The sequence below is a fragment of the Providencia sp. 21OH12SH02B-Prov genome (assembly GCF_027362595.1).
Classification (GTDB): Bacteria; Pseudomonadota; Gammaproteobacteria; order Enterobacterales; family Enterobacteriaceae; genus Providencia; species Providencia zhejiangensis.
Genome location: NZ_CP114796.1, coordinates 2,506,157 through 2,525,192, shown reverse-complemented (window position 1 = coordinate 2,525,192; position 19,036 = coordinate 2,506,157). Strand labels below are relative to the sequence as shown.

23 protein-coding genes are annotated in these 19,036 nt (G+C 39.0%); 13 read left to right on the top strand and 10 right to left on the bottom strand.

The window, feature by feature from the left end:
* Positions 1-196: 196 nt before the first annotated feature.
* From sra to O7C57_RS11875, 6 genes are all read left to right on the top strand, one after another.
* The gene (gene sra, locus O7C57_RS11900) at positions 197-421 is read left to right on the top strand and encodes a stationary-phase-induced ribosome-associated protein (RefSeq protein WP_269723179.1); all 225 of its coding nucleotides are present in this window, start codon (positions 197-199) and stop codon (positions 419-421) included.
* Between the two features lie 285 nt (positions 422-706).
* Entirely contained in the window at positions 707-1,489 is a 783-nt protein-coding gene (locus O7C57_RS11895; protein WP_154622118.1) for a YaeF family permuted papain-like enzyme, read from the top strand.
* 371 nt (positions 1,490-1,860) lie between these two features.
* The gene (locus O7C57_RS11890) at positions 1,861-2,790 is read left to right on the top strand and encodes a Gfo/Idh/MocA family protein (RefSeq protein WP_154622119.1); all 930 of its coding nucleotides are present in this window, start codon (positions 1,861-1,863) and stop codon (positions 2,788-2,790) included.
* A 280-nt stretch (positions 2,791-3,070) separates the two neighbouring features.
* Entirely contained in the window at positions 3,071-3,499 is a 429-nt protein-coding gene (locus O7C57_RS11885) for a universal stress protein (RefSeq protein ID WP_154622120.1), read from the top strand.
* A 185-nt stretch (positions 3,500-3,684) separates the two neighbouring features.
* Complete coding sequence (locus O7C57_RS11880) at positions 3,685-4,023, top strand: hypothetical protein (protein WP_154622121.1); 339 nt, start codon at positions 3,685-3,687, stop codon at positions 4,021-4,023.
* 190 nt (positions 4,024-4,213) lie between these two features.
* Positions 4,214-4,651: a universal stress protein gene (locus O7C57_RS11875; RefSeq protein WP_154622122.1), complete on the top strand. Its 438-nt coding sequence runs from the start codon at positions 4,214-4,216 to the stop codon at positions 4,649-4,651.
* 148 nt (positions 4,652-4,799) lie between these two features.
* Here O7C57_RS11875 and O7C57_RS11870 read toward each other — a convergent pair whose 3' ends face one another.
* Positions 4,800-5,093, bottom strand: coding sequence for a DUF5339 domain-containing protein (locus O7C57_RS11870; protein WP_154622123.1), 294 nt, complete (start codon positions 5,091-5,093; stop codon positions 4,800-4,802).
* 243 nt (positions 5,094-5,336) lie between these two features.
* Here O7C57_RS11870 and O7C57_RS11865 point away from each other — a divergent pair, with 243 nt between their 5' ends.
* Positions 5,337-5,744 carry a hypothetical protein gene (locus tag O7C57_RS11865; RefSeq protein WP_163861954.1) on the top strand — a complete coding sequence of 136 codons (408 nt, stop codon included), beginning with the start codon at positions 5,337-5,339 and terminating at the stop codon, positions 5,742-5,744.
* 4 nt (positions 5,745-5,748) lie between these two features.
* Here the strand turns inward: O7C57_RS11865 and O7C57_RS11860 are convergent, their stop codons facing one another.
* On the bottom strand, positions 5,749-6,378 hold the full coding sequence (locus tag O7C57_RS11860) for a TetR/AcrR family transcriptional regulator (RefSeq protein WP_154622125.1): 630 nt from the start codon (positions 6,376-6,378) through the stop codon (positions 5,749-5,751).
* Between the two features lie 202 nt (positions 6,379-6,580).
* On the opposite strand from O7C57_RS11860, the gene O7C57_RS11855 reads away from it, so the two are divergent.
* From O7C57_RS11855 to O7C57_RS11845, 3 genes are all read left to right on the top strand, one after another.
* Complete coding sequence (locus O7C57_RS11855; RefSeq protein WP_154622126.1) at positions 6,581-7,390, top strand: threonine/serine ThrE exporter family protein; 810 nt, start codon at positions 6,581-6,583, stop codon at positions 7,388-7,390.
* Complete coding sequence (locus O7C57_RS11850) at positions 7,381-7,851, top strand: threonine/serine exporter (protein ID WP_163861948.1); 471 nt, start codon at positions 7,381-7,383, stop codon at positions 7,849-7,851. Before O7C57_RS11855 ends, O7C57_RS11850 begins: the two co-directional genes overlap by 10 nt.
* Positions 7,852-8,229: 378 nt before the next feature.
* Positions 8,230-9,216 (top strand): endonuclease, encoded by a 987-nt coding sequence (locus O7C57_RS11845; RefSeq protein WP_154623912.1) that lies wholly within the window; start codon positions 8,230-8,232, stop codon positions 9,214-9,216.
* An 80-nt stretch (positions 9,217-9,296) separates the two neighbouring features.
* Here the strand turns inward: O7C57_RS11845 and O7C57_RS11840 are convergent, their stop codons facing one another.
* Positions 9,297-9,842 (bottom strand): toxin-antitoxin system YwqK family antitoxin, encoded by a 546-nt coding sequence (locus O7C57_RS11840; RefSeq protein ID WP_163861946.1) that lies wholly within the window; start codon positions 9,840-9,842, stop codon positions 9,297-9,299.
* Positions 9,843-10,353: 511 nt separating this feature from the next.
* On the opposite strand from O7C57_RS11840, the gene phoH reads away from it, so the two are divergent.
* Positions 10,354-11,139, top strand: a complete 786-nt coding sequence (gene phoH, locus O7C57_RS11835) for a phosphate starvation-inducible protein PhoH (protein ID WP_269723178.1) — start codon at positions 10,354-10,356, stop codon at positions 11,137-11,139.
* 61 nt (positions 11,140-11,200) lie between these two features.
* On the opposite strand, the gene zinT is transcribed toward phoH, so the two are convergent.
* The 6 genes from zinT to O7C57_RS11805 all read right to left on the bottom strand — a co-directional run bounded on the left by zinT (position 11,201) and on the right by O7C57_RS11805 (position 15,832).
* Complete coding sequence (zinT, locus tag O7C57_RS11830; RefSeq protein WP_269723177.1) at positions 11,201-11,845, bottom strand: metal-binding protein ZinT; 645 nt, start codon at positions 11,843-11,845, stop codon at positions 11,201-11,203.
* Positions 11,846-12,026: 181 nt separating this feature from the next.
* Positions 12,027-12,203, bottom strand: a complete 177-nt coding sequence (locus tag O7C57_RS11825) for a hypothetical protein (RefSeq protein WP_163860441.1) — start codon at positions 12,201-12,203, stop codon at positions 12,027-12,029.
* 154 nt (positions 12,204-12,357) lie between these two features.
* The gene (locus O7C57_RS11820) at positions 12,358-13,197 is read right to left on the bottom strand and encodes a siderophore-interacting protein (RefSeq protein ID WP_163861943.1); all 840 of its coding nucleotides are present in this window, start codon (positions 13,195-13,197) and stop codon (positions 12,358-12,360) included.
* A 161-nt stretch (positions 13,198-13,358) separates the two neighbouring features.
* Positions 13,359-13,538 (bottom strand): DUF2474 domain-containing protein, encoded by a 180-nt coding sequence (locus tag O7C57_RS11815; RefSeq protein ID WP_154623908.1) that lies wholly within the window; start codon positions 13,536-13,538, stop codon positions 13,359-13,361.
* Positions 13,495-14,505 carry a cytochrome d ubiquinol oxidase subunit II gene (cydB, locus tag O7C57_RS11810; RefSeq protein WP_154623907.1) on the bottom strand — a complete coding sequence of 337 codons (1,011 nt, stop codon included), beginning with the start codon at positions 14,503-14,505 and terminating at the stop codon, positions 13,495-13,497. Before cydB ends, O7C57_RS11815 begins: the two co-directional genes overlap by 44 nt.
* A complete protein-coding gene (locus O7C57_RS11805) occupies positions 14,495-15,832 on the bottom strand; it encodes a cytochrome ubiquinol oxidase subunit I (protein ID WP_196713043.1) in 1,338 nt (445 codons plus the stop codon). The genes cydB and O7C57_RS11805 overlap by 11 nt, the downstream gene beginning before the upstream one ends.
* A gap of 247 nt (positions 15,833-16,079) precedes the next feature.
* Here O7C57_RS11805 and O7C57_RS11800 point away from each other — a divergent pair, with 247 nt between their 5' ends.
* Positions 16,080-17,504, top strand: a complete 1,425-nt coding sequence (locus tag O7C57_RS11800; protein WP_154623905.1) for a PLP-dependent aminotransferase family protein — start codon at positions 16,080-16,082, stop codon at positions 17,502-17,504.
* A gap of 99 nt (positions 17,505-17,603) precedes the next feature.
* Positions 17,604-18,185 (top strand): HutD/Ves family protein, encoded by a 582-nt coding sequence (locus O7C57_RS11795; RefSeq protein WP_154623904.1) that lies wholly within the window; start codon positions 17,604-17,606, stop codon positions 18,183-18,185.
* 146 nt (positions 18,186-18,331) lie between these two features.
* Here O7C57_RS11795 and O7C57_RS11790 read toward each other — a convergent pair whose 3' ends face one another.
* Positions 18,332-18,928, bottom strand: coding sequence for a lytic polysaccharide monooxygenase (locus O7C57_RS11790; RefSeq protein WP_154623903.1), 597 nt, complete (start codon positions 18,926-18,928; stop codon positions 18,332-18,334).
* Positions 18,929-19,036: the final 108 nt, after the last annotated feature.

Below are 19,036 nucleotides of genomic sequence, written 5' to 3'. Positions count from 1 at the left end.
TTTCTCTCTCTCATAATCACATCATGAAACTAATTAGTTTAATTTCATTCACTTATGTTTTATTGCTGCTATAATACTATCGTTATTTTAGCTTTCCCTATGGAAAGAAAAAAATAACACCATGTGGTCAACACTGACTATGTTTTTGATATTCAGCATATCGCTGAATTTAAATGTTGTAGTTAAGGAGTCGATAATGGTAAGTAATAATACAGCACGTCGCTTATTAGGAATGCCTTATAAATTGAGTCGTTCTAAAAAAAATATGCGTGTTTCCATCATTGCAAAAGAAAATGCAACTCAACAACTGCCTACTGAGTTACAAAATAAATCAGTAGTTGCTGCATTAAGTAATAAGGCGACAGAGAAAAAAACATATCATTCAACGACAGTATTCTATCCAGAATATGTTATTAGTTAATTGAATGGATGTTAACCCTCTGGCATCGCTAGGGGGTTAAAGAACAAAAAAATAATCATTTTGATATGCTGATTTACTAATAGCATACCTGCCTTATTTCCCCCAACATATTGATTGTGAGATAAATATTCAGTTTTAACGTGATTTAACGAGTCAACATGTGATGTGGTAAGCGTTTCTACATCACGAATAACATCGAATATTAAGATATTTCCGATGAAAAAATAGCAGAACTTGGTTACATTAAATTAGCTCATAAATATAAAAATTAACTAGGTATCTCTATTGATAAACTTCAAATATTTATTCTGCTATTTTTGTCTTATTATTGTGACAGGCTGTTCAACCGGATTTAAAAAAGATGAAGAAAGTAATCGGCTAAAGTTTAGCATTCAGCAGCCGAACACCATACCGATTAAAGAATCGGTAGAAGTGCTGGCCGTCTCTGATATGTTACCTGGTGATATTTTATTATCTTCAGCAACAGGACTGAATTCATGGGGGATCCGACTATTCAGTATTAGCGGTGTTAGCCATGCATCAATCTATTTAGGCGCTGGTGAAGTCGCTGAATCAGTAGGGAGTGGGGTGAGGATTATCTCTCTCGACCAAGCAATTGCGGATTCAAATAATATGGTCGTTTTACGGCAAGCAGGTTTAACCTCTATTCATGCGGATAAACTTCGCGAATTCTCAATGCAAAATGATGGTAGCAAGTATAACTATAAAGGTATTGTGATGATCGCACCTTGGATGCTCACTAAACGTGTTTGTGAACTTCCCTTTATTGGCCAAACAATACGTAATTTTTGTTTAAAAACGCTTGCGACAGTACAACTAGGTGATGATGTTGATCAAGCGAATGGTTTCTTTTGTTCGCAGTTTGTCCTAGACGCATATAAATATGCGGGGCTGCCTTTGTTTGAAGGTAATTCTGCATGGATAACGCCAGCAGATATTCTGCATATGCGAACAGGAGATGTTCCAACCTTTGTGCCAACTCAGCGCTTAAGTTACGTTGGACATTTAAAATCATGGAGCTTTTCCAGCGCAATTAGTCGGAAATAATGCAGGACGCCAAACGGAGTATTGGCGATATTTATTGAAAAAAAAGGCCAACTCAGAGAAGTTGGCCTGCTAAAACTGGAAGCAATGTGAGCAATGTCGTTTACGAAAGCTTGAGTAAATTACTCAGGTATTCGTTAGGTAAAAGATAACCATTCTCATTTAATAAATCAACCCCTTTTTTCTGTGTTAACATGATTTTATTTTCTTACGCATTAATCAGTCTTAAAAAAAACTGAGATTTCAAGTTGTTACCTTTTGATGTTTTTATGCGATAGGCATTAAATTCTAAGAAAACAATGGGTTTATAAAGAAATTATTCGTTATACTCAGCGGAATGCATTTGTGAAACCTCATATACAGGTTATGGTTTAATGAGAAAACTACGTGTCGGCATTGTTGGTTTGGGGGCTATTGCACAGAAAGCCTATTTACCTGTGCTCAGTAAAACTGAGAATTGGCAACTTATGGGGGCTTTTTCGCCTAACCAAGCGAAAGCGAAAATCGTTTGTGACAGTTATCGTATTCCGTTGTATTCAGGCATAAAATCACTAGCAGCAGACTGCGATGCGGTTTTTGTTCATAGTAGTACCTCAAGTCATTTTAGTGTGATCCACAGTTTGCTATCGGCGGGTGTGCATGTTTATGTCGATAAACCACTCGCCGAAACGCTGACTCAATCAGAACAGCTTATTCATTTAGCATATAAACAAAAACGCTCGCTGATGGTTGGCTTCAATCGACGTTTTTCACCTTTTTATCAGCAGCTAAAACAACAACTTAATCAGGTCTCTTCGATACGGATGGAAAAGCACCGTAGTGATAGTGTTGGCCCTAACGATGTGTGTTTCACTTTGCTTGATGATTATTTGCATGTAGTGGATACCGCTATTTGGCTGGCGGGAGGCCATGCATCGTTAGTAAGTGGTAGTATTAGTACGACAGCGAATCGAGAGTTATTTTACGCTGAGCATCATCTTAATGCTAATCAATGCTGGATAACGACATCAATGCATCGTCGTGCAGGAAGTCAACAAGAGCAAGTCTCGGCCATCTGTGATGGTAGTGTTTATCAAGTGACAAATATGAATCATTGGGTCAGCGAAAATCAACAAGGTGTGATACAAAAACAGCCTTCTAATTGGGACTCGATATTAGTACAGCGTGGCTTTGATGGCGCGATCCGTCACTTTATTGAGGCAGTAAGCCATAATACGCCACCGGATATTAGTGGAGAGCAAGCCATATATGCGCAACAAATGATTGAAAAAATGTGGTCTATGGCTGAGTCGCGTTTGAGATAAGCGGAAGGGATTAACCGCAAACAGTTATATGATAATTGCGCTATAAAAATTATTCCGTTTAGGTTTTTCAGCGCATGATGTTGGAGAAGGACGTTATTACTCAGTTCTTGGATCCTAAAAATACATTCGTTGGATTAACAATTACACGATGGCTAAAAGAATAATCGTTAATCATTTGTGGCGGTAGATCTCATTTATCTTGTTGTTTTAGAGACATTCTTGAGTATTCGATTATAATTTTACCGTTAACTTAAATTTTATTTTCTATCAGGAGGGGTATATGTATAAAACGATTCTGGTTCCTATAGATCTCACCGAAGATGAACTAACAAGTAAAGCTGTTCGTCATGCGGTTAATTTAGCCAAACAATCAGGTGCAAAAATTCACTTGATTCATGTATTGCCAATTTCTTCTGCGATTATTAATGCATACGCGCTGGGTTATATGGAAATAAAAGACCGAGCAACGGTTAAAGCAGAAGAAGATATGAAAATGTTAATGGACTCCATTGATTTACCTATTGCCGATGTCAGCTATACCATTACGTTTGGCTCACCTCGTGATGAAGTCATTAATACAGCGAAAGATATTAATGCAGATATTATTGTCATCGGTTCGCGCCGTCCTAATATATCCACTCACCTCTTAGGTTCAACAGCCGCAGGAATTGTTCGTTACGCAGAAACTTCTGTATTGGTTGTCCGTTAATATTGACCGTGAGCCTATGCTAATGCTTAGGCTCATGGAATTGTTCACTAGGCTTTCTTTTTATTTTATTCATCGTTAAATGATGATTTACGATTAGATTCGTATTTTACTGTTATTCACCTAATGCATTGAATGTTATAGTTCAACCTGATTATTGTTATTCTATCGGGATGGTAAACGTATTTATGGAAAAGTTTTCTCAAGAAGTGCTGAGAATTGAGCATTTCGTATTAAGGGTATTACGATTCTATTTTATATCATTACTGGTTTTTTTCCTTGGGCTATTACCGGGTATTCTTGGTTTTTATGTTATTGAAGGGCATTCGTTAATGGAGTCGATGCTTAACGCATTATCGATGTTAAGTGGTCAATCAATAGAACCAGCGCCAATAACTCAAGGTGGACGATTTTTTATTGCTATTTATGGCTTATTTTTACAGAGTGTGTTCATTATCAGTATTGGTTTAATTGTCACGCCTTTTTTACACCGTATTTTGCATAAATGGCATTTAGAAGATAACTAGTGTCTTGATAAAATTGTGAACTCGATTTTACAAATAGTCTGGTAGCTCACGGCAGTTTGATTTTATTAATACTATACTTTTAGTGAACAAAAATGATAAGCATCCAACAGTGTCTCCTTGTTATCAGAACTTAGTCATAAATGGTTTAAGTGACTGATAACAAAATATAAATAATTAATGGGGGTATCGCATGTATAGTAAAATTTTGGTTCCTGTAGATATTTCTGAGGATATTCTGACAGATAAGGCATTAAAACATGCAATTTATTTGGCAAAAGTGTCAGGAGCAAAAATACATCTTTTTCACTCAGTTCCCGATGTATCAAGATTTTCGATGAGCTATAGCTATCATTATGATCTTTTATCTTCATTCGCCAAAAAAGCGGTTGAACGCTCAGAAGAGCAGTTAAAAGAAATTATCGCTAAGATCGATTATCCGCATGAAGATATCTCTTATAAAGTGGCTTTTGGATCGCCGCGCGATAAAGTACTCGCGGAAGCAGAAGAAATTGGCGCTGACTTAATTGTTATTGGCTCACGTAACCCTAGTATTTCAACACATTTATTAGGCTCAAATGCTTCAGGTATTGTTTCTTATGCGACAATCTCTGTGTTAGTCGTGAGATAATATTATTAAGGGTAAGACCAGTATGATACTGGTCTTACCCAAGTTAAGTTAATGTAATGGCATATTGAGAGATAATATATTGTTACGTTAACTCGAAGGGCATTTATCCCCATATAAGTGAAGTGCTATGGGTATAAAAATAAAACGATTATTTACCTTCTACGGCTTCTTTCGCTTTTTTGATTGCTTCAATACCTTGTTGACAAGCTTGTTCTTGAGCTTCTTCAGGGTAATCAGCAAGTGCTTTTTTGGCATCTTCTAATTGCTGTTTCATTTCAGAAATTCTTTCTTTCACATTAGGATCACTTTTGTACTGCTCTTCCGCCTGTTTAACAAGCGTATTCATTTCTTGAAAATAAGTATCACAATTTTTTCCTGCATTCGCGCTAAATGCAGTTAATGCCGTCAATATCCCGAAAACAACTGGAAGTAATTTTTTCATAATTTATTCGCTTTTTTGATGTAACAATAAGCCGAGAATAGCATCCCATATTCAAAAAGACACCTCCTCCATCAATCAATATTTTCAGCAGAAGGTGTTTTTTAAGCATATTAGGAATAATCTGTAATATTGGCATTATCAAGATAGCATAAATTGCATAAATATTAATGAGAATCATTATTGACTCACTGAACTTTAAAAGTGTACAGTTAAGTACATTTTTAGTCATGAAGGAAATAAGGTATGCAGAATAAAATAGTGATTGATACGACGGAATGGCCTGTTTGTGTCATAAAATCATTCCCTGAAACAGTGGATGAGACTCGTTTATGGCTAGAGGAGATGGATCTCTTATTAGCAAAAAGAATGCAATTTGCGTTAGTTTATCCACCCGTTAAACAGAAAAAAGGGAAAGCTTCAGATGAGCATATCGCCGCGATGAAATATGTCCGCCGTTGGTTAAAGCATGCGAGAGAACCCATGTTAGAACATTGCCGAGCCATGATTGTGACATTACAACCTGATGCAAGTGATAAAGAAGATATGGAACAAATGGCGCCGTTACTTTCTGCTTTATATGGACCTGAAGTATTGATTGAAAATGACACCGCCGCAGCAAAACGACGTGCTACGGCATTGGTCGCATCATGACAGGTTATTGGCTAATTTTTCGAATATAACTGGCGATGATATCTACGGAAAGCGTAATTTGCTTGGAGATAAATTCATCGCTAGGTTTAAAGTTAGAGACACAGAAAGTTTTAATAAAAACATCGGCTTTTAACATTTCTAAAAATCGAGATGAGATGCTTAATAATGTTTGTTCATCGACTTTGACTTCAGGTAGGCTGAGCAGCTTTTCAGTTAATAGCCGATAGCTACGAACAGGGCCCTGTTCGAAAAAAGCATGGCTAATTTCAGGGAAACGATTATATTCTCCGAGGATTAACCGATATAAACCAATAGATTGTGGCTTGATCACATTTAATAAAAAGCGAGCGCCATAAAAAGATAAAATGGATTCAATAGTCTGTTTTGTCGGTGTGCTGTCATCATCATCGGTGAAAATATCATCAATCATAGACTCAATAACGGCAGCAAATAATCCTTCTTTATCCCCGAAGTTTTTATATAAAGTCGACCGAGAACCTCCCGCACGCTCAATTATCATATCAAGCGTTGTTCCTTCAAACCCATATTGAATAAAAATATCAGAGGCTGCACTGATTAATGCTTTATTACGGCGCTGTCCTTTAGGGGTTTTGGCAGGAAATGGGCTATTCATGCAATGTTTATCCTAGAATTATGATTTTTTACGATTAATTTTAACTATTCTTAACACGAAAGATGCAGCTAGTGCTGACTAATCATGCTTTAACCTGAAAGAGATCATGATTCAGGCTATTATTTCTCTTTATGATATTGTCAAAGATTATCATGTTTAAATAATTATCTGAATAATGGCGCTGTATTTGAGGGGAAGGGGAATGAAAGGATATGCAAGTGATGAGTGGCAGGGGGAGCATGCCGTATCTGAGATGCAAAGAGAAATCACACGATTGTGTATGCAGTGTGGCCTGCTATTGCTTCAGCATGGTGCCGAAAGCATGTTGGTCGAACAGTTAACAACTCGTTTAGGTATCGCTCTAGGCGCAGATCAAGTTGATAGTGCTATTTCTTCAAATTCATTGGTTTTGACAACCATCATTAACGACCATTGTTTAACTTCTACTCGACGTATTATTGACCGTGGAATTAATATGCATGTCGTCACGGAAGTACAGCATGCCGTGATATTAGTTGAGCATCATTTACTCGATCGTAAACATCTACAGAAAAAGTTATCTTCTATAAAACCGCTACGCTATCCACGTTGGATAATGGTTTTAATGGTGGCACTATCTTGCGCCTGTTTTAGTAAATTAAACGGTGGGGGATGGGATGGTTCACTAGTGACCTTTATTGCGAGTGGCTGCGCCATGTATATTCGGCAGGTACTCACTTCTCGACAAATGAATCCATTAATTAATTTTTGTATTACTGCTTTTATCGCCACTTCCGTGTCAGGCTTATTACTTAAAATGCCTTATTTTGCACCGACGGCAAGTATTTCTATGGCAGCAAGCGTATTGTTATTAGTACCTGGTTTTCCATTAATTAATGCGGTAGCAGATATGTTTAAAGGACATGTTAATACCGGACTCGCTCGATGGACGATGGCCAGTTTATTGACGCTTGCGACCTGTATAGGTGTTGTTATTGCAATGGCTGTGTGGAATTTAAGGGAATGGGCATGAGTTTTTTATTCGCACTCTTAGAAGATATGTTGCTTGCGGCAATTCCAGCGGTTGGCTTTGCAATGGTATTTAATGTGCCGGTTAAGGCATTAAAATATTGTGCCTTGCTCGGGGCTATTGGCCATGGTTCCCGTATGACCATGATGACGTTAGGTCTCAATATTGAATGGGCAAGTTTTATTGCTGCTATTCTTGTTGGGGCGATTGGGATCCAATGGTCAAGAACGTGGCTTGCACACCCTAAAGTATTTACTGTGGCAGCAGTTATTCCCATGTTTCCTGGCATTAGTGCTTATACAGCCATGATCTCTGTTGTAAAGATTTCTCATTTAGGCTACACCCCCGAATTATTTGAAACATTGGTCACTAACTTTTTAAGAGCTTCATTTATTGTTGGCGCTCTATCAATCGGATTATCCCTTCCTGGTTTATGGTTATATCGTAAGCGCCCGAGTGTATAACATTGAATAGAAACCTTTGGCAAATATAATATTGCTGAAGGATTCTATTATCTTCGTTTTTATAAAAATATTGCAATTGATAAAATAGATGTTAAAGCTATTTAATTAGCTTTTATTATTAAATATTCGATTAATTAATAGACAGACACTACCGACGATTAAGATAATTGTGATTATCAAATTGCTTTAATATCAGTATATGATGCCCTATTGGGAGTATTCTTTAATTGTAAAATAGTGTGCCTCTAATATTCATTCACGACAAAAAAGCTTATATTTAGCTAACTGAAGCTGCGTTCAGAAAATATGCAGTATATTACGGGATGCAGTAAAGCATCTATGTTAATCGTTTAATCTTAAACCATCAGTGGTGTTATTTTGAGTAGAACAGATGTTTTTTGGTGCCCAAAATGGGTGCTATCATTTTTATTATTGTTATTTACATTCCCACTTATCGCAGCTCCAGCTACATTTGATGAAGCAAAAGTCTTAAGTAAAACCAAAGTGTATATGGATCAAAACCATCAAGGAGAGGGAACGCTATATTGTGGATGTGAATGGAACTGGGCAGGAAAAAGTGGGGGGGTAGTCGATTTAGCCTCATGTGGTTATCAAGTGCGCAAACAACAAAATCGAGCGCAACGCATCGAATGGGAGCATATTGTTCCAGCATGGGTTTTTGGTCATCAAAGACAATGTTGGCAAAATGGTGGGCGTAAAAATTGTGTGTCAACAGATGCTATTTTTCGCAAAATGGAAGCGGATATGCATAACTTAGCACCATCAATAGGTGAAGTTAATGGTGACCGTAGTAATTATAGTTATGCTCAGCTACCCGCAAATGCCGCGTATGTTTATGGACAGTGTCGTAGTCGGGTGGATTTTCAACAGCGCGTTTTTGAACCTCGTAATGAAGTCAAAGGGCAAGTTGCACGTGTCTATTTTTATATGCACGATCGCTATAATCTTTCCATGTCTCGTCAGCAGCAGCAATTATTGATGGCTTGGGATAAACAATATCCACCGAGCCAATGGGAAAAACAACGTGACCAACGTATTGCCGCAGTGATGGGACACCATAATCCATTCGTGACAGGAGAAATGAAATGGGAATTAGGGCATAAAAATAGCGGGCAAGGGATAAAGACACCCGAAAAGGCGTCATCACAACCAATGACAAAGGCATTAAAAGCGGAAACGCCTAAAGCCACGACGCAGGTAAAAGGAAATCGTAATTCGCATAAATACCATTTGTCACATTGTTCTGGTTTTAAAACCACGGCAGATAAAAATGCGGTAATGTTTGCTGATGAATCTGCGGCACAAGCTGCGGGATATGAATTAGCAGGTAACTGCAAACCTTAACGTCATCAGGTAAAGGGCATTTTAGTTTTATCTTCTCAGTAAAGGATCCCCCAATTATATTGGTTGGGGGATTTTTACGTTTATTGTGCAGTCACTATCTTGCCATTGATGACATTAAATTTTTGGATTAACTGGCCATTCTCATCAAATTCTGAAATAGTGCCTTGAGGTTCACCATTTTTAAATACACCAGAAGCCTGAAGTTTGTTGCTTTTGGTATCATGATAAACTTTAAATGGACCCGTTAATTTCCCATTGCTTGCGGTCATTTCGAGATCTTTACGCCCATCTTCATGATATATTTTCACCAGTCCATTGACCTGACAATTTTGAATTGGCGTATACATTTTCGTTTTGCCATTTTCATAGAAGTATTCAAGATAACGATCTAAACAACCATTCTTCACCCAGCTTTTTGACTCTAATTGACCATTATCATAGTGGAACTCATAAGGGCCATTCGGTGTACCTTTAGGTACTTGAGTTGAAGGGAATTCGTAGCCTTTAAGCTCATTGAGAGCATTCAAATCTGATTGAGAGGAGGTTGGTGTGAGTAGCTGACAACCCGAAATAAGCAAAGCGAATGAAAAGGATAATGTTGGTTTTAATAGATTTAGCTTTAGCATAATATCCCTATTGATAGAGGTATGAAATTTTACTTAAGTAGTAATAAATAATGTTTTTTCCAATAAGTATCAATAAACTATAGTCATAATAAGCCAGATATCAGTCAGAATTTTCTTAAGCTAGACTAAAACACAAATTAAATACGCAGTGAGAAAAATGTTAATTTATTGTTGCATACAACGTGAAGGCAGAGTTATAGTCTGGTAATAGGAATAAGCGTAACTCAATAATAGCCAAAGCATTTAAGTTTTATCGATTTTGTCATAATAGTGTCATAGAAATTCATTAGTTTACGGGTATAACCTAGCAGGGAGGAACTAATGGGAACTAAGTCTTTGTTTGTATGCGCACAAGACCGGTTACTACTCCATCATGTTGTTGTCATGGTGAGATAAGTAACCGGTTTTTTTATTGCATGTTCAACCAACATGAGCTTGAAGGGAGCTCCTCTCTGTTCTGAATAGTCCGTCATTTGAATTGACTTTAACGATACCTGGAAGGGTTAATACTATGAGTAGACAGAAAGCTGCAACAAAGACGCGCCGTGAAATGAAACGTTCATTACGTAAAGAACGCGCTGGTCGTTACGAAATGGCAAGTGTATCCTCTTTTGCTGATTTTACTGGGATTGAGCCAATCGGCATGGCAAAAGAACGACGTGATATGTCGACAATTACCCCACGTAATGATGCTCAAAAGCTCTATATTAATTCCATTAAACATAAACAGTTAATTTTCGCTAATGGCGAAGCTGGCTGCGGTAAAACTTATATTAGTACCGCATTGGCGGCTGACGCGTTAATTAATAAAGATATCAATAAAATTATTGTCACACGACCTGTTTTACAAGCAGAGGAAGACCTAGGCTTTCTGCCCGGAGATATGGCTGACAAATTTGCGCCATATTTCCGTCCTGTCTATGACGTATTAGTGAAAAGGCTTGGCAGCTCCTTTTTACAATACTGTTTACGGCCTGAAATTGCGAAAGTTGAAATTGCGCCATTTGCTTACATGCGTGGTCGTACGTTTGAAAATGCCATTGTGATTTTAGATGAAGCGCAAAATGTCACCGTTAGTCAAATGAAGATGTTTTTGACGCGGCTGGGGGAAAATGTCACCGTAATTGTGAATGGTGATGTGACTCAGTGTGATTTACCTGAAGGGGTCATATCGGGGTTGGCCGATGCATTGCAACGTTTTAGCAGCGATGAAATGGTCTCGATGGTGAATTTTTCAGTTGATGATTGTGTTCGTTCGACACTGTGTCATCGTGCATTATTAGCTTATAGCCATTAATAGCTTGTTAAGCCCCAGCGGCGAATTAGCTCGCTGGGGCTATTTAAAGTATTAATGCCAATTAGTGGTGTAGCATTTCATGAACAATTTGTTCATCATTTAGCGAATATGGGTAATAAGTCGGCCAGTTATCCATTTGTTGTAATAATTTTTCATGGGATTCATTCCCCATATAAAGATGGAAATGACCTGAAGGTTGCGGTTCTATAATATGGTCACTAAATTGAATATATTTAGGGGCTTTCGATGCCGCATCTTGGCATTCAAATAAATAGCGAACGCCTTTCTTACCTGATGCATACTGTAAGATCTTAAATCCTGAATAATGATATTCGCAGCGGCTGACATGACCATTTTGGCTAAACTCAATGATATTGTTTTCAATACTAATATTATTGACGTCTGTTTTATAACCTTTTTTATAATAATCGCGATATTCTTCAATCGTTTTATCTTTATTGGTTTTTGCTTTATGTTCTAAAACAGGATCTAATTTCCCTGACAATAACAGCGGGTTAATAGATTCCCATATCCCATCCCAATCACTGAGTTTTCTATCTTTGACATCTGCATCATCAAAAAAGCCTTTGCTGGCTTGTTTGGCTTTTTCTGACTGAGGATGTGCATGGCTGTGGGCTAGAGCATTAACACTCATCAATAGTGAGCTGAGACTCAGAGCAATAGCAATAAAGGGGTTGTTAATCATTGAAATGTTCCCATAGTCATAAATGAATTTCATTATGTTATAACATAACATTTGTTAGGTGCAAAAATTTATTTTTAAATTTGAATAAATAGAATTTATGGGAATATGTCTAATTATTTGAAATCAAAGGAAAAGAGTGCAATAAATCTTTTCCTTTGATAATTGATAAATGAGTCATTGATTATCTAGGTTTGCTTTCTTGTTGTTTTTTATAAATGTCCTGATTTTTTTTGATCGTATTTAGCACGCTATCTTCATATGGGTCGCTCTTTACTTGAACCTCTTTTTTATCATCAGGGGAGGGGGTTGAGCATCCTGAAAGGACGACTATCAAAGCGGTTAATAATCCTATACGCATAAGAACTCCTTCTTAAAGTTAAGCAAATACAATAGATCACATGATAATAATTGAAAAGTGAGTGACAGAATAAAGCACATATTGACACGCATTGCGTTATAGAAAAAGTGATGGTAATAACCATCACTTTCATGTTATTCGCTATTGTTACTTCTTAATCGTCAGGGTTATCCATGACGTGATGTCTTTCTTGATGATAACCTTCCTCATCATAGCCATAACGCCAATAAGGAATAGCATAAATGCTTTCACGACCAAAGCCTTTATCACGACGTACAAAACGGCGCAAATCGCGAATTATTTGGTCTTCGCCAGCGATCCAAAATGAAGCATCTTCAGAGGGAATATCCCAAGATTTGAAGGTATTGATTAATTCTTCAGTTTTGTTGATGCCGCCACAAACCCATATCACCTCAATCCCTGCTGGTTTGATTAATTCACGCATATCGTCTGGGTGGTCTAAACGTAAAACCACTTTACCGGTTGCTTTTGCATGCATTTTTTCCAGTAAGGCTGCAATGGCGGGCAAGGAGCTAGAGTCTCCAGCCATAAAATAATGCTGGCTATGCGGTAATAATGGGTCTGGACCACCTGGGTTGGTTATTCCCATCCAGTTACCTTCTACAGCATCACGAGCGAACAAGTAAGCAGGACCTTCATTACCGTCATGCATGGCGAACTCAATATCTATTTCTTTCACTTCCGGACGGATCGCACGCACCGTGTAGGTACGAACAAACGGACGTGGCTTATCGGTAGGCCAACTACGGCCATGTTCACTGAGGATAGGTAATGCAGGCTGGCTTTTTAAATCGGGGGCAAGGAAAATTTTAATATGGCCACCTTCACATTGGGTTGGATAGTCACCAAGCCGTTCGCCAGTGAAAGTGATACTACGAATTGAAGGGCTAATATCGGTAACAGATTTGACCTGAATCAGCTGTGGTGGCGCCGGGCGGTAAATATTTTTTTCGACTGGTTTGTCATTTGCCACAGGCGGTCTCCTTTTATTAATGATAATGATAAAATTATTATTTGGGAATTGTTATCATTATCATATCATGCTTTTCTTGAATATAAATCACCGAAAACCAAACATTTTTAGAGTAAAAAAATGCCGTATTTGACACAATACGGCATTCCAAACAACGAAATTTATTTCACTTTCATTCCCGCGGCGGTCATTAATAGCCTAAATAGGGATGAGAAGGCAAATAACGCTAGGACACTCCCAAACCAAATTATTGCCATCCAACCTATTTTTTTCCACCATGGCGATGAAACAGTGTGATTAGTGGTAGCCTTGGTCTGGGGTAATTTTTCCTCTGAAGACATAGTAACTCCAATAGGTGTAAACCAAAATAATAGGGATAATAAACAGTGCGCCAACCAGCATGAAGCCTAAACTTTCCATTGGTCCTGCGGCATCACGGAAGCTAATCGCAGGTGGGATCAGGTTTGGCCAGATACTGATGCCTAAACCAGTAAAGCCAAGGAAAATCAATGTTAAGGCCGCTAAAAAAGGCACGCTGTCTGACCGTTTGCGTTTGGCACTGATTAACATGATATAGACACAACCAAGGACTAATAACGGTACTGGTAGGAAGAAGAATAGGTTTGGAAGGCTAAACCAGCGCTGATAAATAGCCTCATTAAGGACAGGCGTCCATGCACTAATGACCGCGATCACGGCAAGCATTAATAACGTTAATGGGCGTAATAAACGGTACATTGTTTGTCGTAAGTGTCCTTCGGTTTTCATAATCAGCCAGCCACAAGCGAGTAGGGCATAAGCAATAACTAAGCCGAAACCACAGAATAATGGGAATGGTGAGAACCAATCAAAATAGCCTCCCATGTAAACACGGTTTTCGACATGGAAACCTTGAATAAAGGCACCAACAACAACACCTTGTACAAAAGTGGCAAAGATAGAACCCCAGATAAAGGCATGATCCCAATGCTTGCGGTGTGATTCATCGGCTCGGAAACGAAACTCAAAAGCAACCCCTCGGAAAATCAAGGCCAATAGCATAAAGGTGAGAGGAATCGATAGCGCATCCAGTACAATGGCATAGGCGAGGGGGAAGGCACCAAATAAACCCGCACCACCTAATACTAGCCATGTTTCATTGCCATCCCACACAGGCGCGACACTGTTCATCATCAAGTCGCGATCTTGGCTATCTTTCAGGGCTGGGTATAAGATACCAATCCCTAAATCGAAACCATCCATAACAATGTACATCAAAATACTGAATACAATGATGACAAACCAAATAAGTGGTAAATCAATGCCCATGAGTTGTATCCTCCTGGATCCCTTTGCGAATTAATTTCATCATGTACATATAGCCAATACCAAAAACACTACCGTAAACAATAAAGAATGCTAATAGACTGATACTCATATGCATTTCGCCATGAGCACTGACCGCATCGGATGTCCTTTGTAATCCATAGACGACCCAAGGCTGACGTCCTATCTCTGTGGTAAACCAACCGGCTAAAATAGCGATCAAACCAGAGGGTGCCATGACAAACATAAAACGTAAGAAGGTTTTTGATTCATAAAGATTTTTACGGTAGCGCAACCATAATCCCCAAACGCCAGCGGCGATCATCAATAAACCCAGCCCAACCATGACACGAAATGACCAGAACACCATAAACACATTCGGTCTATCTTCGGGTGGATAATCTTTTAACGCGGGAACTTGCTTATCCAAGCTGTGTGTCAAAATGATGCTCGCAAGATAGGGAATTTCGAGCGCATATTCAGTTTTCTCTTTTTCCATATTAGGAATACCGAACAGGATCAATGGGGTAGCTTCACCGGGTTTATTCTCCCAATGTCCTTCCATCGCGGCGACTTTAACGGGTTGATGTTTCAATGTATTTAATCCATGAGCATCACCAATAAGCGCTTGAAGAGGTGCTAAAATTAAGATTAACCATAGTGACATGGAAAACATTTTCTTCATGGCGGAAGAGCGATTGCCTTTAAGCAGGTGCCATGCCGCTGACGCCCCTATGAAAAATGCCGCCGCGAGGAAGGCCGCCGTTGTCATATGCAATAAGCGATAAGGGAAAGAGGGATTGAAAATAACGGCTAACCAATCAACGGGGACGATACGGTTATCAACAATTTCAAATCCTTGTGGCGTTTGCATAAAGCTGTTGGATGCAAGGATCCAAAAAGTTGAGATAATCGTCCCGAGAGCAACCATACAGGTCGCAAAGAAATGTAATTTTTCCCCAACACGGTTCATGCCGAATAACATGACACCGAGAAATCCTGCCTCAAGAAAAAAGGCAGTAAGTACTTCGTATGTTAATAAAGGTCCAGTCACACTACCGGCAAAATCGGAAAAAAAGCTCCAGTTAGTGCCGAATTGGTATGCCATTACCAAACCAGACACCACTCCCATACCGAAATTGACCGCAAAAACTTTCGACCAGAAATGAAATAATTTTATATAGTCCTTATCCCGAGTTTTCAGCCATAAGCCTTCGAGTACCGCAAGGAAACTCGCGAGCCCAATGGTGATCGCTGGGAAAATAATATGGAACGAGACTGTAAACGCAAATTGAATACGAGCCAGTTCCAGCGCAGTTAGTCCAAACATATTGACCCCTGATTGGAATTGATAATGCGCACGCTGCATGTTTGATATTCAGCCAACAATAACGGTGCTATCCATAGCAAAATTACCGATTAAAACTGTTGGTTTGTGACAAATCGCAAACCTATCGAAAAATGCATTGTGCTTATAGTGAAAAAAGTCAGGTAAATGTATGGATAAGTAGAACATGAGACGATAAACTATAATAGTAACAATTTTTTAGTTATTAACTATAACAGTTGAGGCGGGTATGACGCGATACGAACAACTGGCTGCACAAATACGCCAACAGATTGAAGATAATATCTGGCAAGTTGGTGATAGGTTACCGTCACTTAGGGAAAGTGTAAAACAGTCTGGATTGAGCTTGATGACAGTAGTGCAAGCTTATCAATTACTTGAAAGCCAAGGTTGGATAGCCGCACGGCCACAATCGGGATATTATGTTGCCCGCAGAAATACCAATTTCGCTGCGGCAAAAGGCGGTAAAGGACTACATCTTAATGAAAATGTAGAAATCAATGCGTCGATTTTTGGTGTCCTACAAGCTTGTAAGGATCCTGATATTGTTCCATTTGGTTCGGCTTTCCCTGAACCCGCACTACTTGATGAGCCTAAACTAGGAAAAACACTAGCCTCAGTAGCTCGTCGTTTAGCAAGATTTAATACAACAGCCAATTTACCGCCGGGTAATGAACAATTACGACGAAATATTGCTCAGCGATACGCTAGCCAAGGGATCCACGTGGCTCCCGATGAGATAGTGATCACCGCAGGAGCGATGGAATCGTTAGTGCTGAGTTTACAGTCAGTGACCCAACCTGGTGATTGGGTTGTTATTGAATCACCGGCCTTTTATGGTTCATTGCAAGCGATTGAGCGCCTCAAATTAAAAGCAATCGCAATTAAAACAGATCCTTTGTTTGGTATTGATTTGGATGCGCTGGAAGATATTGCGGCAAAATATCCAATCAAAGCGTGTTGGCTCATGACTCATTATCAGAACCCGTTAGGAGGCACAATGCCACCTGCCAATAAAAAAAGGCTGGTGGAGATCCTCAACAAGAATCAAATTGTTCTCATTGAAGATGATGTGTATGGCGAGCTTTATTTTGGTAATCAACAACCAATACCCGCTAAAGCCCTCGATGTGAAAGGCAATTTTTTTCATTGTTCGTCATTTTCAAAATGTTTAGCACCAGGCTACCGTGTCGGTTGGGTGGCTGCCGGTAAGCATGCGAGCAAGATTCAACATTTACAAATGATGAGTACAGTATCTGCCAGTGTGCCAACCCAGCTTGCCATTGCGGAATACCTTACTCAAGGTGGATATGACAATCATTTACGTAAGCTACGGCAAACGATGGAGCAACGCCAACATCAAATGTTAGGCGCTATAGCGCAATATATGCCATCCTCAGTCAAAGTGAATACACCAAAAGGTGGCTATTTCTTATGGTTAGAATTTGAACCTCCATTTAATGCGATACACCTTTATCAGCTCGCACTTAAAGAGGGAATCAGTATTGCTCCAGGCAGCATGTTCTCAACCAGTGATCAGTTCAATCATGCATTTAGATTAAATGCGTCATTCACTTGGAATGAGCAGTTGGAACAGGCAATGAAAACTCTGGGTCGTTTATGCCATTCGTTGATTGCTGAGAAACGCGGCTAGTCACACTTTACATGTAGGAACATTGCCTTGGGCGGTTAACTTTGCCACTCTTAATACGAGAAACGAAAGTTAATGGACAGCGATTGCTCGGGGGAATGTATGAAAATTAAATGTTTTGATGCGACTGAGTTACCGATCGAAGAATGGCAAGAGAGTTATGGTACTAATGCCGAAATTTTTTGTTGGCCTGTCGCATCTGACTTCTCACTACGAGCAAGTCTTTCGCAGGTTAGCGATTCGAATTATTTAAAGCAATACACAAAAGGGAAACGTCTTTGTGTTTCTCTTGATAACGGCAATTTGTCGATTGTTGATTGTCAACAACAGAGGCATTCAATGGCCAAAATTGGCGATACTTTTTATGCTCCTGCCCAGCAGCTTGCCAAGCTTGAATTACAAGGTTCATCTGTTCGCTTACTCAATCTTTTATTTAATCCTGAACGCTGGTCGGTGACGAGTCAAATTATTACTCAGGAACATCGTTTACCAATAGGACAGGCTGGCATGGTATATGTATTAGCGGGTGAATGGGATGTGTTTGGTGCGAATTGTAATAGCATGAAAGTAAACCAAGGAGGGTGGTGGTTGCCCGATATTGGTGAAGGGCATCTGACTCCCAGCGAGGCGGGTAGCAAATTAATATGGCTTGATATCACCGCATATTCGGTTAATAAGCTATAAGTAGAGGGGAAAATATCTACTTTCCAATAATGGTTTTCTCATCATATTAAAACGTTTTTATGCTCTTAAGTTAGTTTTCAAATAACGCATTGTTTAGCGGATTATTTAAACAACGCGTTATTTAAATAATACTCTATAAATACGCATTATTTAGCTGACATATTGGCATCGATAACCTGATAGAATGCATTAGAGGTATCAGCAATAGTCCAAACACCGAGAATAACCTGATACCCCGTGCGTTCTGGAATATTACAGTCTATTTTCACTCTATTTATTGGGATATTCCCATTATCATATTGTTCACAAAATGGTTTTAGATCAAAATCAGCACGCGTTAAAGGTTTATTTTGTTGCCAATCTGGCTTAGTGATAAAAAATTGCCATGATGTGGTTCTGTGTGGCGCGGTTAATGACCAAGAAAATATATTTCTTCCACTACGGATATCGACTTTATGCCAACGCTGAGCAGTTTGTTCATTTAATGTAGAAAAATTCGCATTGCCACCACTGGCGATTTCCCCATCTCTAGGGCCACTATCTGGAAACCCTTTTGCTCCTTCAACCGACTGAGGTTCATACTGGACGGCGCCACACATTTTATTGAGATTATTCCCCATTGATGAACAGAGATATGCTCGGCTGGGTGGATTATCAATATAACCGTGGCGGGAGGTCGTATCATAAGCTAATGTGGTTGTTGAGATAGATAACACCGATAGAGTGATAAATGTCTTTTTCATCAGAAGTGCCCTTATATTATATATTTATCAAAAAATATTTTAAAAGTGATTAAGAACGATGAGGTCAGCGCCTCTCTATGGTTTTTTACTATTTTAAAATAGTAAAAT

Excerpts from the sequence above, each read along its gene's own strand:
- O7C57_RS11790 (WP_154623903.1), bottom strand. The coding sequence starts at position 18,928 with ATGAAAAAGACATTTATCACTCTATCGGTGTTATCTATCTCAACAACC.
- O7C57_RS11795 (WP_154623904.1), top strand. The coding sequence starts at position 17,604 with ATGAAAATTAAATGTTTTGATGCGACTGAGTTACCGATCGAAGAATGG.
- zinT (WP_269723177.1), bottom strand. The coding sequence starts at position 11,845 with ATGATTAACAACCCCTTTATTGCTATTGCTCTGAGTCTCAGCTCACTA.
- cydB (WP_154623907.1), bottom strand. The coding sequence starts at position 14,505 with ATGGGCATTGATTTACCACTTATTTGGTTTGTCATCATTGTATTCAGT.
- O7C57_RS11855 (WP_154622126.1), top strand. The coding sequence starts at position 6,581 with ATGAAAGGATATGCAAGTGATGAGTGGCAGGGGGAGCATGCCGTATCT.
- O7C57_RS11800 (WP_154623905.1), top strand. The coding sequence starts at position 16,080 with ATGACGCGATACGAACAACTGGCTGCACAAATACGCCAACAGATTGAA.
- O7C57_RS11825 (WP_163860441.1), bottom strand. The coding sequence starts at position 12,203 with ATGCGTATAGGATTATTAACCGCTTTGATAGTCGTCCTTTCAGGATGC.
- O7C57_RS11875 (WP_154622122.1), top strand. The coding sequence starts at position 4,214 with ATGTATAGTAAAATTTTGGTTCCTGTAGATATTTCTGAGGATATTCTG.
- O7C57_RS11850 (WP_163861948.1), top strand. The coding sequence starts at position 7,381 with ATGGGCATGAGTTTTTTATTCGCACTCTTAGAAGATATGTTGCTTGCG.
- O7C57_RS11885 (WP_154622120.1), top strand. The coding sequence starts at position 3,071 with ATGTATAAAACGATTCTGGTTCCTATAGATCTCACCGAAGATGAACTA.
- O7C57_RS11815 (WP_154623908.1), bottom strand. The coding sequence starts at position 13,538 with ATGTCTTCAGAGGAAAAATTACCCCAGACCAAGGCTACCACTAATCAC.
- O7C57_RS11865 (WP_163861954.1), top strand. The coding sequence starts at position 5,337 with ATGCAGAATAAAATAGTGATTGATACGACGGAATGGCCTGTTTGTGTC.
- phoH (WP_269723178.1), top strand. The coding sequence starts at position 10,354 with ATGAGTAGACAGAAAGCTGCAACAAAGACGCGCCGTGAAATGAAACGT.
- O7C57_RS11840 (WP_163861946.1), bottom strand. The coding sequence starts at position 9,842 with ATGCTAAAGCTAAATCTATTAAAACCAACATTATCCTTTTCATTCGCT.
- O7C57_RS11860 (WP_154622125.1), bottom strand. The coding sequence starts at position 6,378 with ATGAATAGCCCATTTCCTGCCAAAACCCCTAAAGGACAGCGCCGTAAT.
- O7C57_RS11890 (WP_154622119.1), top strand. The coding sequence starts at position 1,861 with ATGAGAAAACTACGTGTCGGCATTGTTGGTTTGGGGGCTATTGCACAG.
- sra (WP_269723179.1), top strand. The coding sequence starts at position 197 with ATGGTAAGTAATAATACAGCACGTCGCTTATTAGGAATGCCTTATAAA.
- O7C57_RS11870 (WP_154622123.1), bottom strand. The coding sequence starts at position 5,093 with ATGAAAAAATTACTTCCAGTTGTTTTCGGGATATTGACGGCATTAACT.
- O7C57_RS11880 (WP_154622121.1), top strand. The coding sequence starts at position 3,685 with ATGGAAAAGTTTTCTCAAGAAGTGCTGAGAATTGAGCATTTCGTATTA.
- O7C57_RS11805 (WP_196713043.1), bottom strand. The coding sequence starts at position 15,832 with ATGTTTGGACTAACTGCGCTGGAACTGGCTCGTATTCAATTTGCGTTT.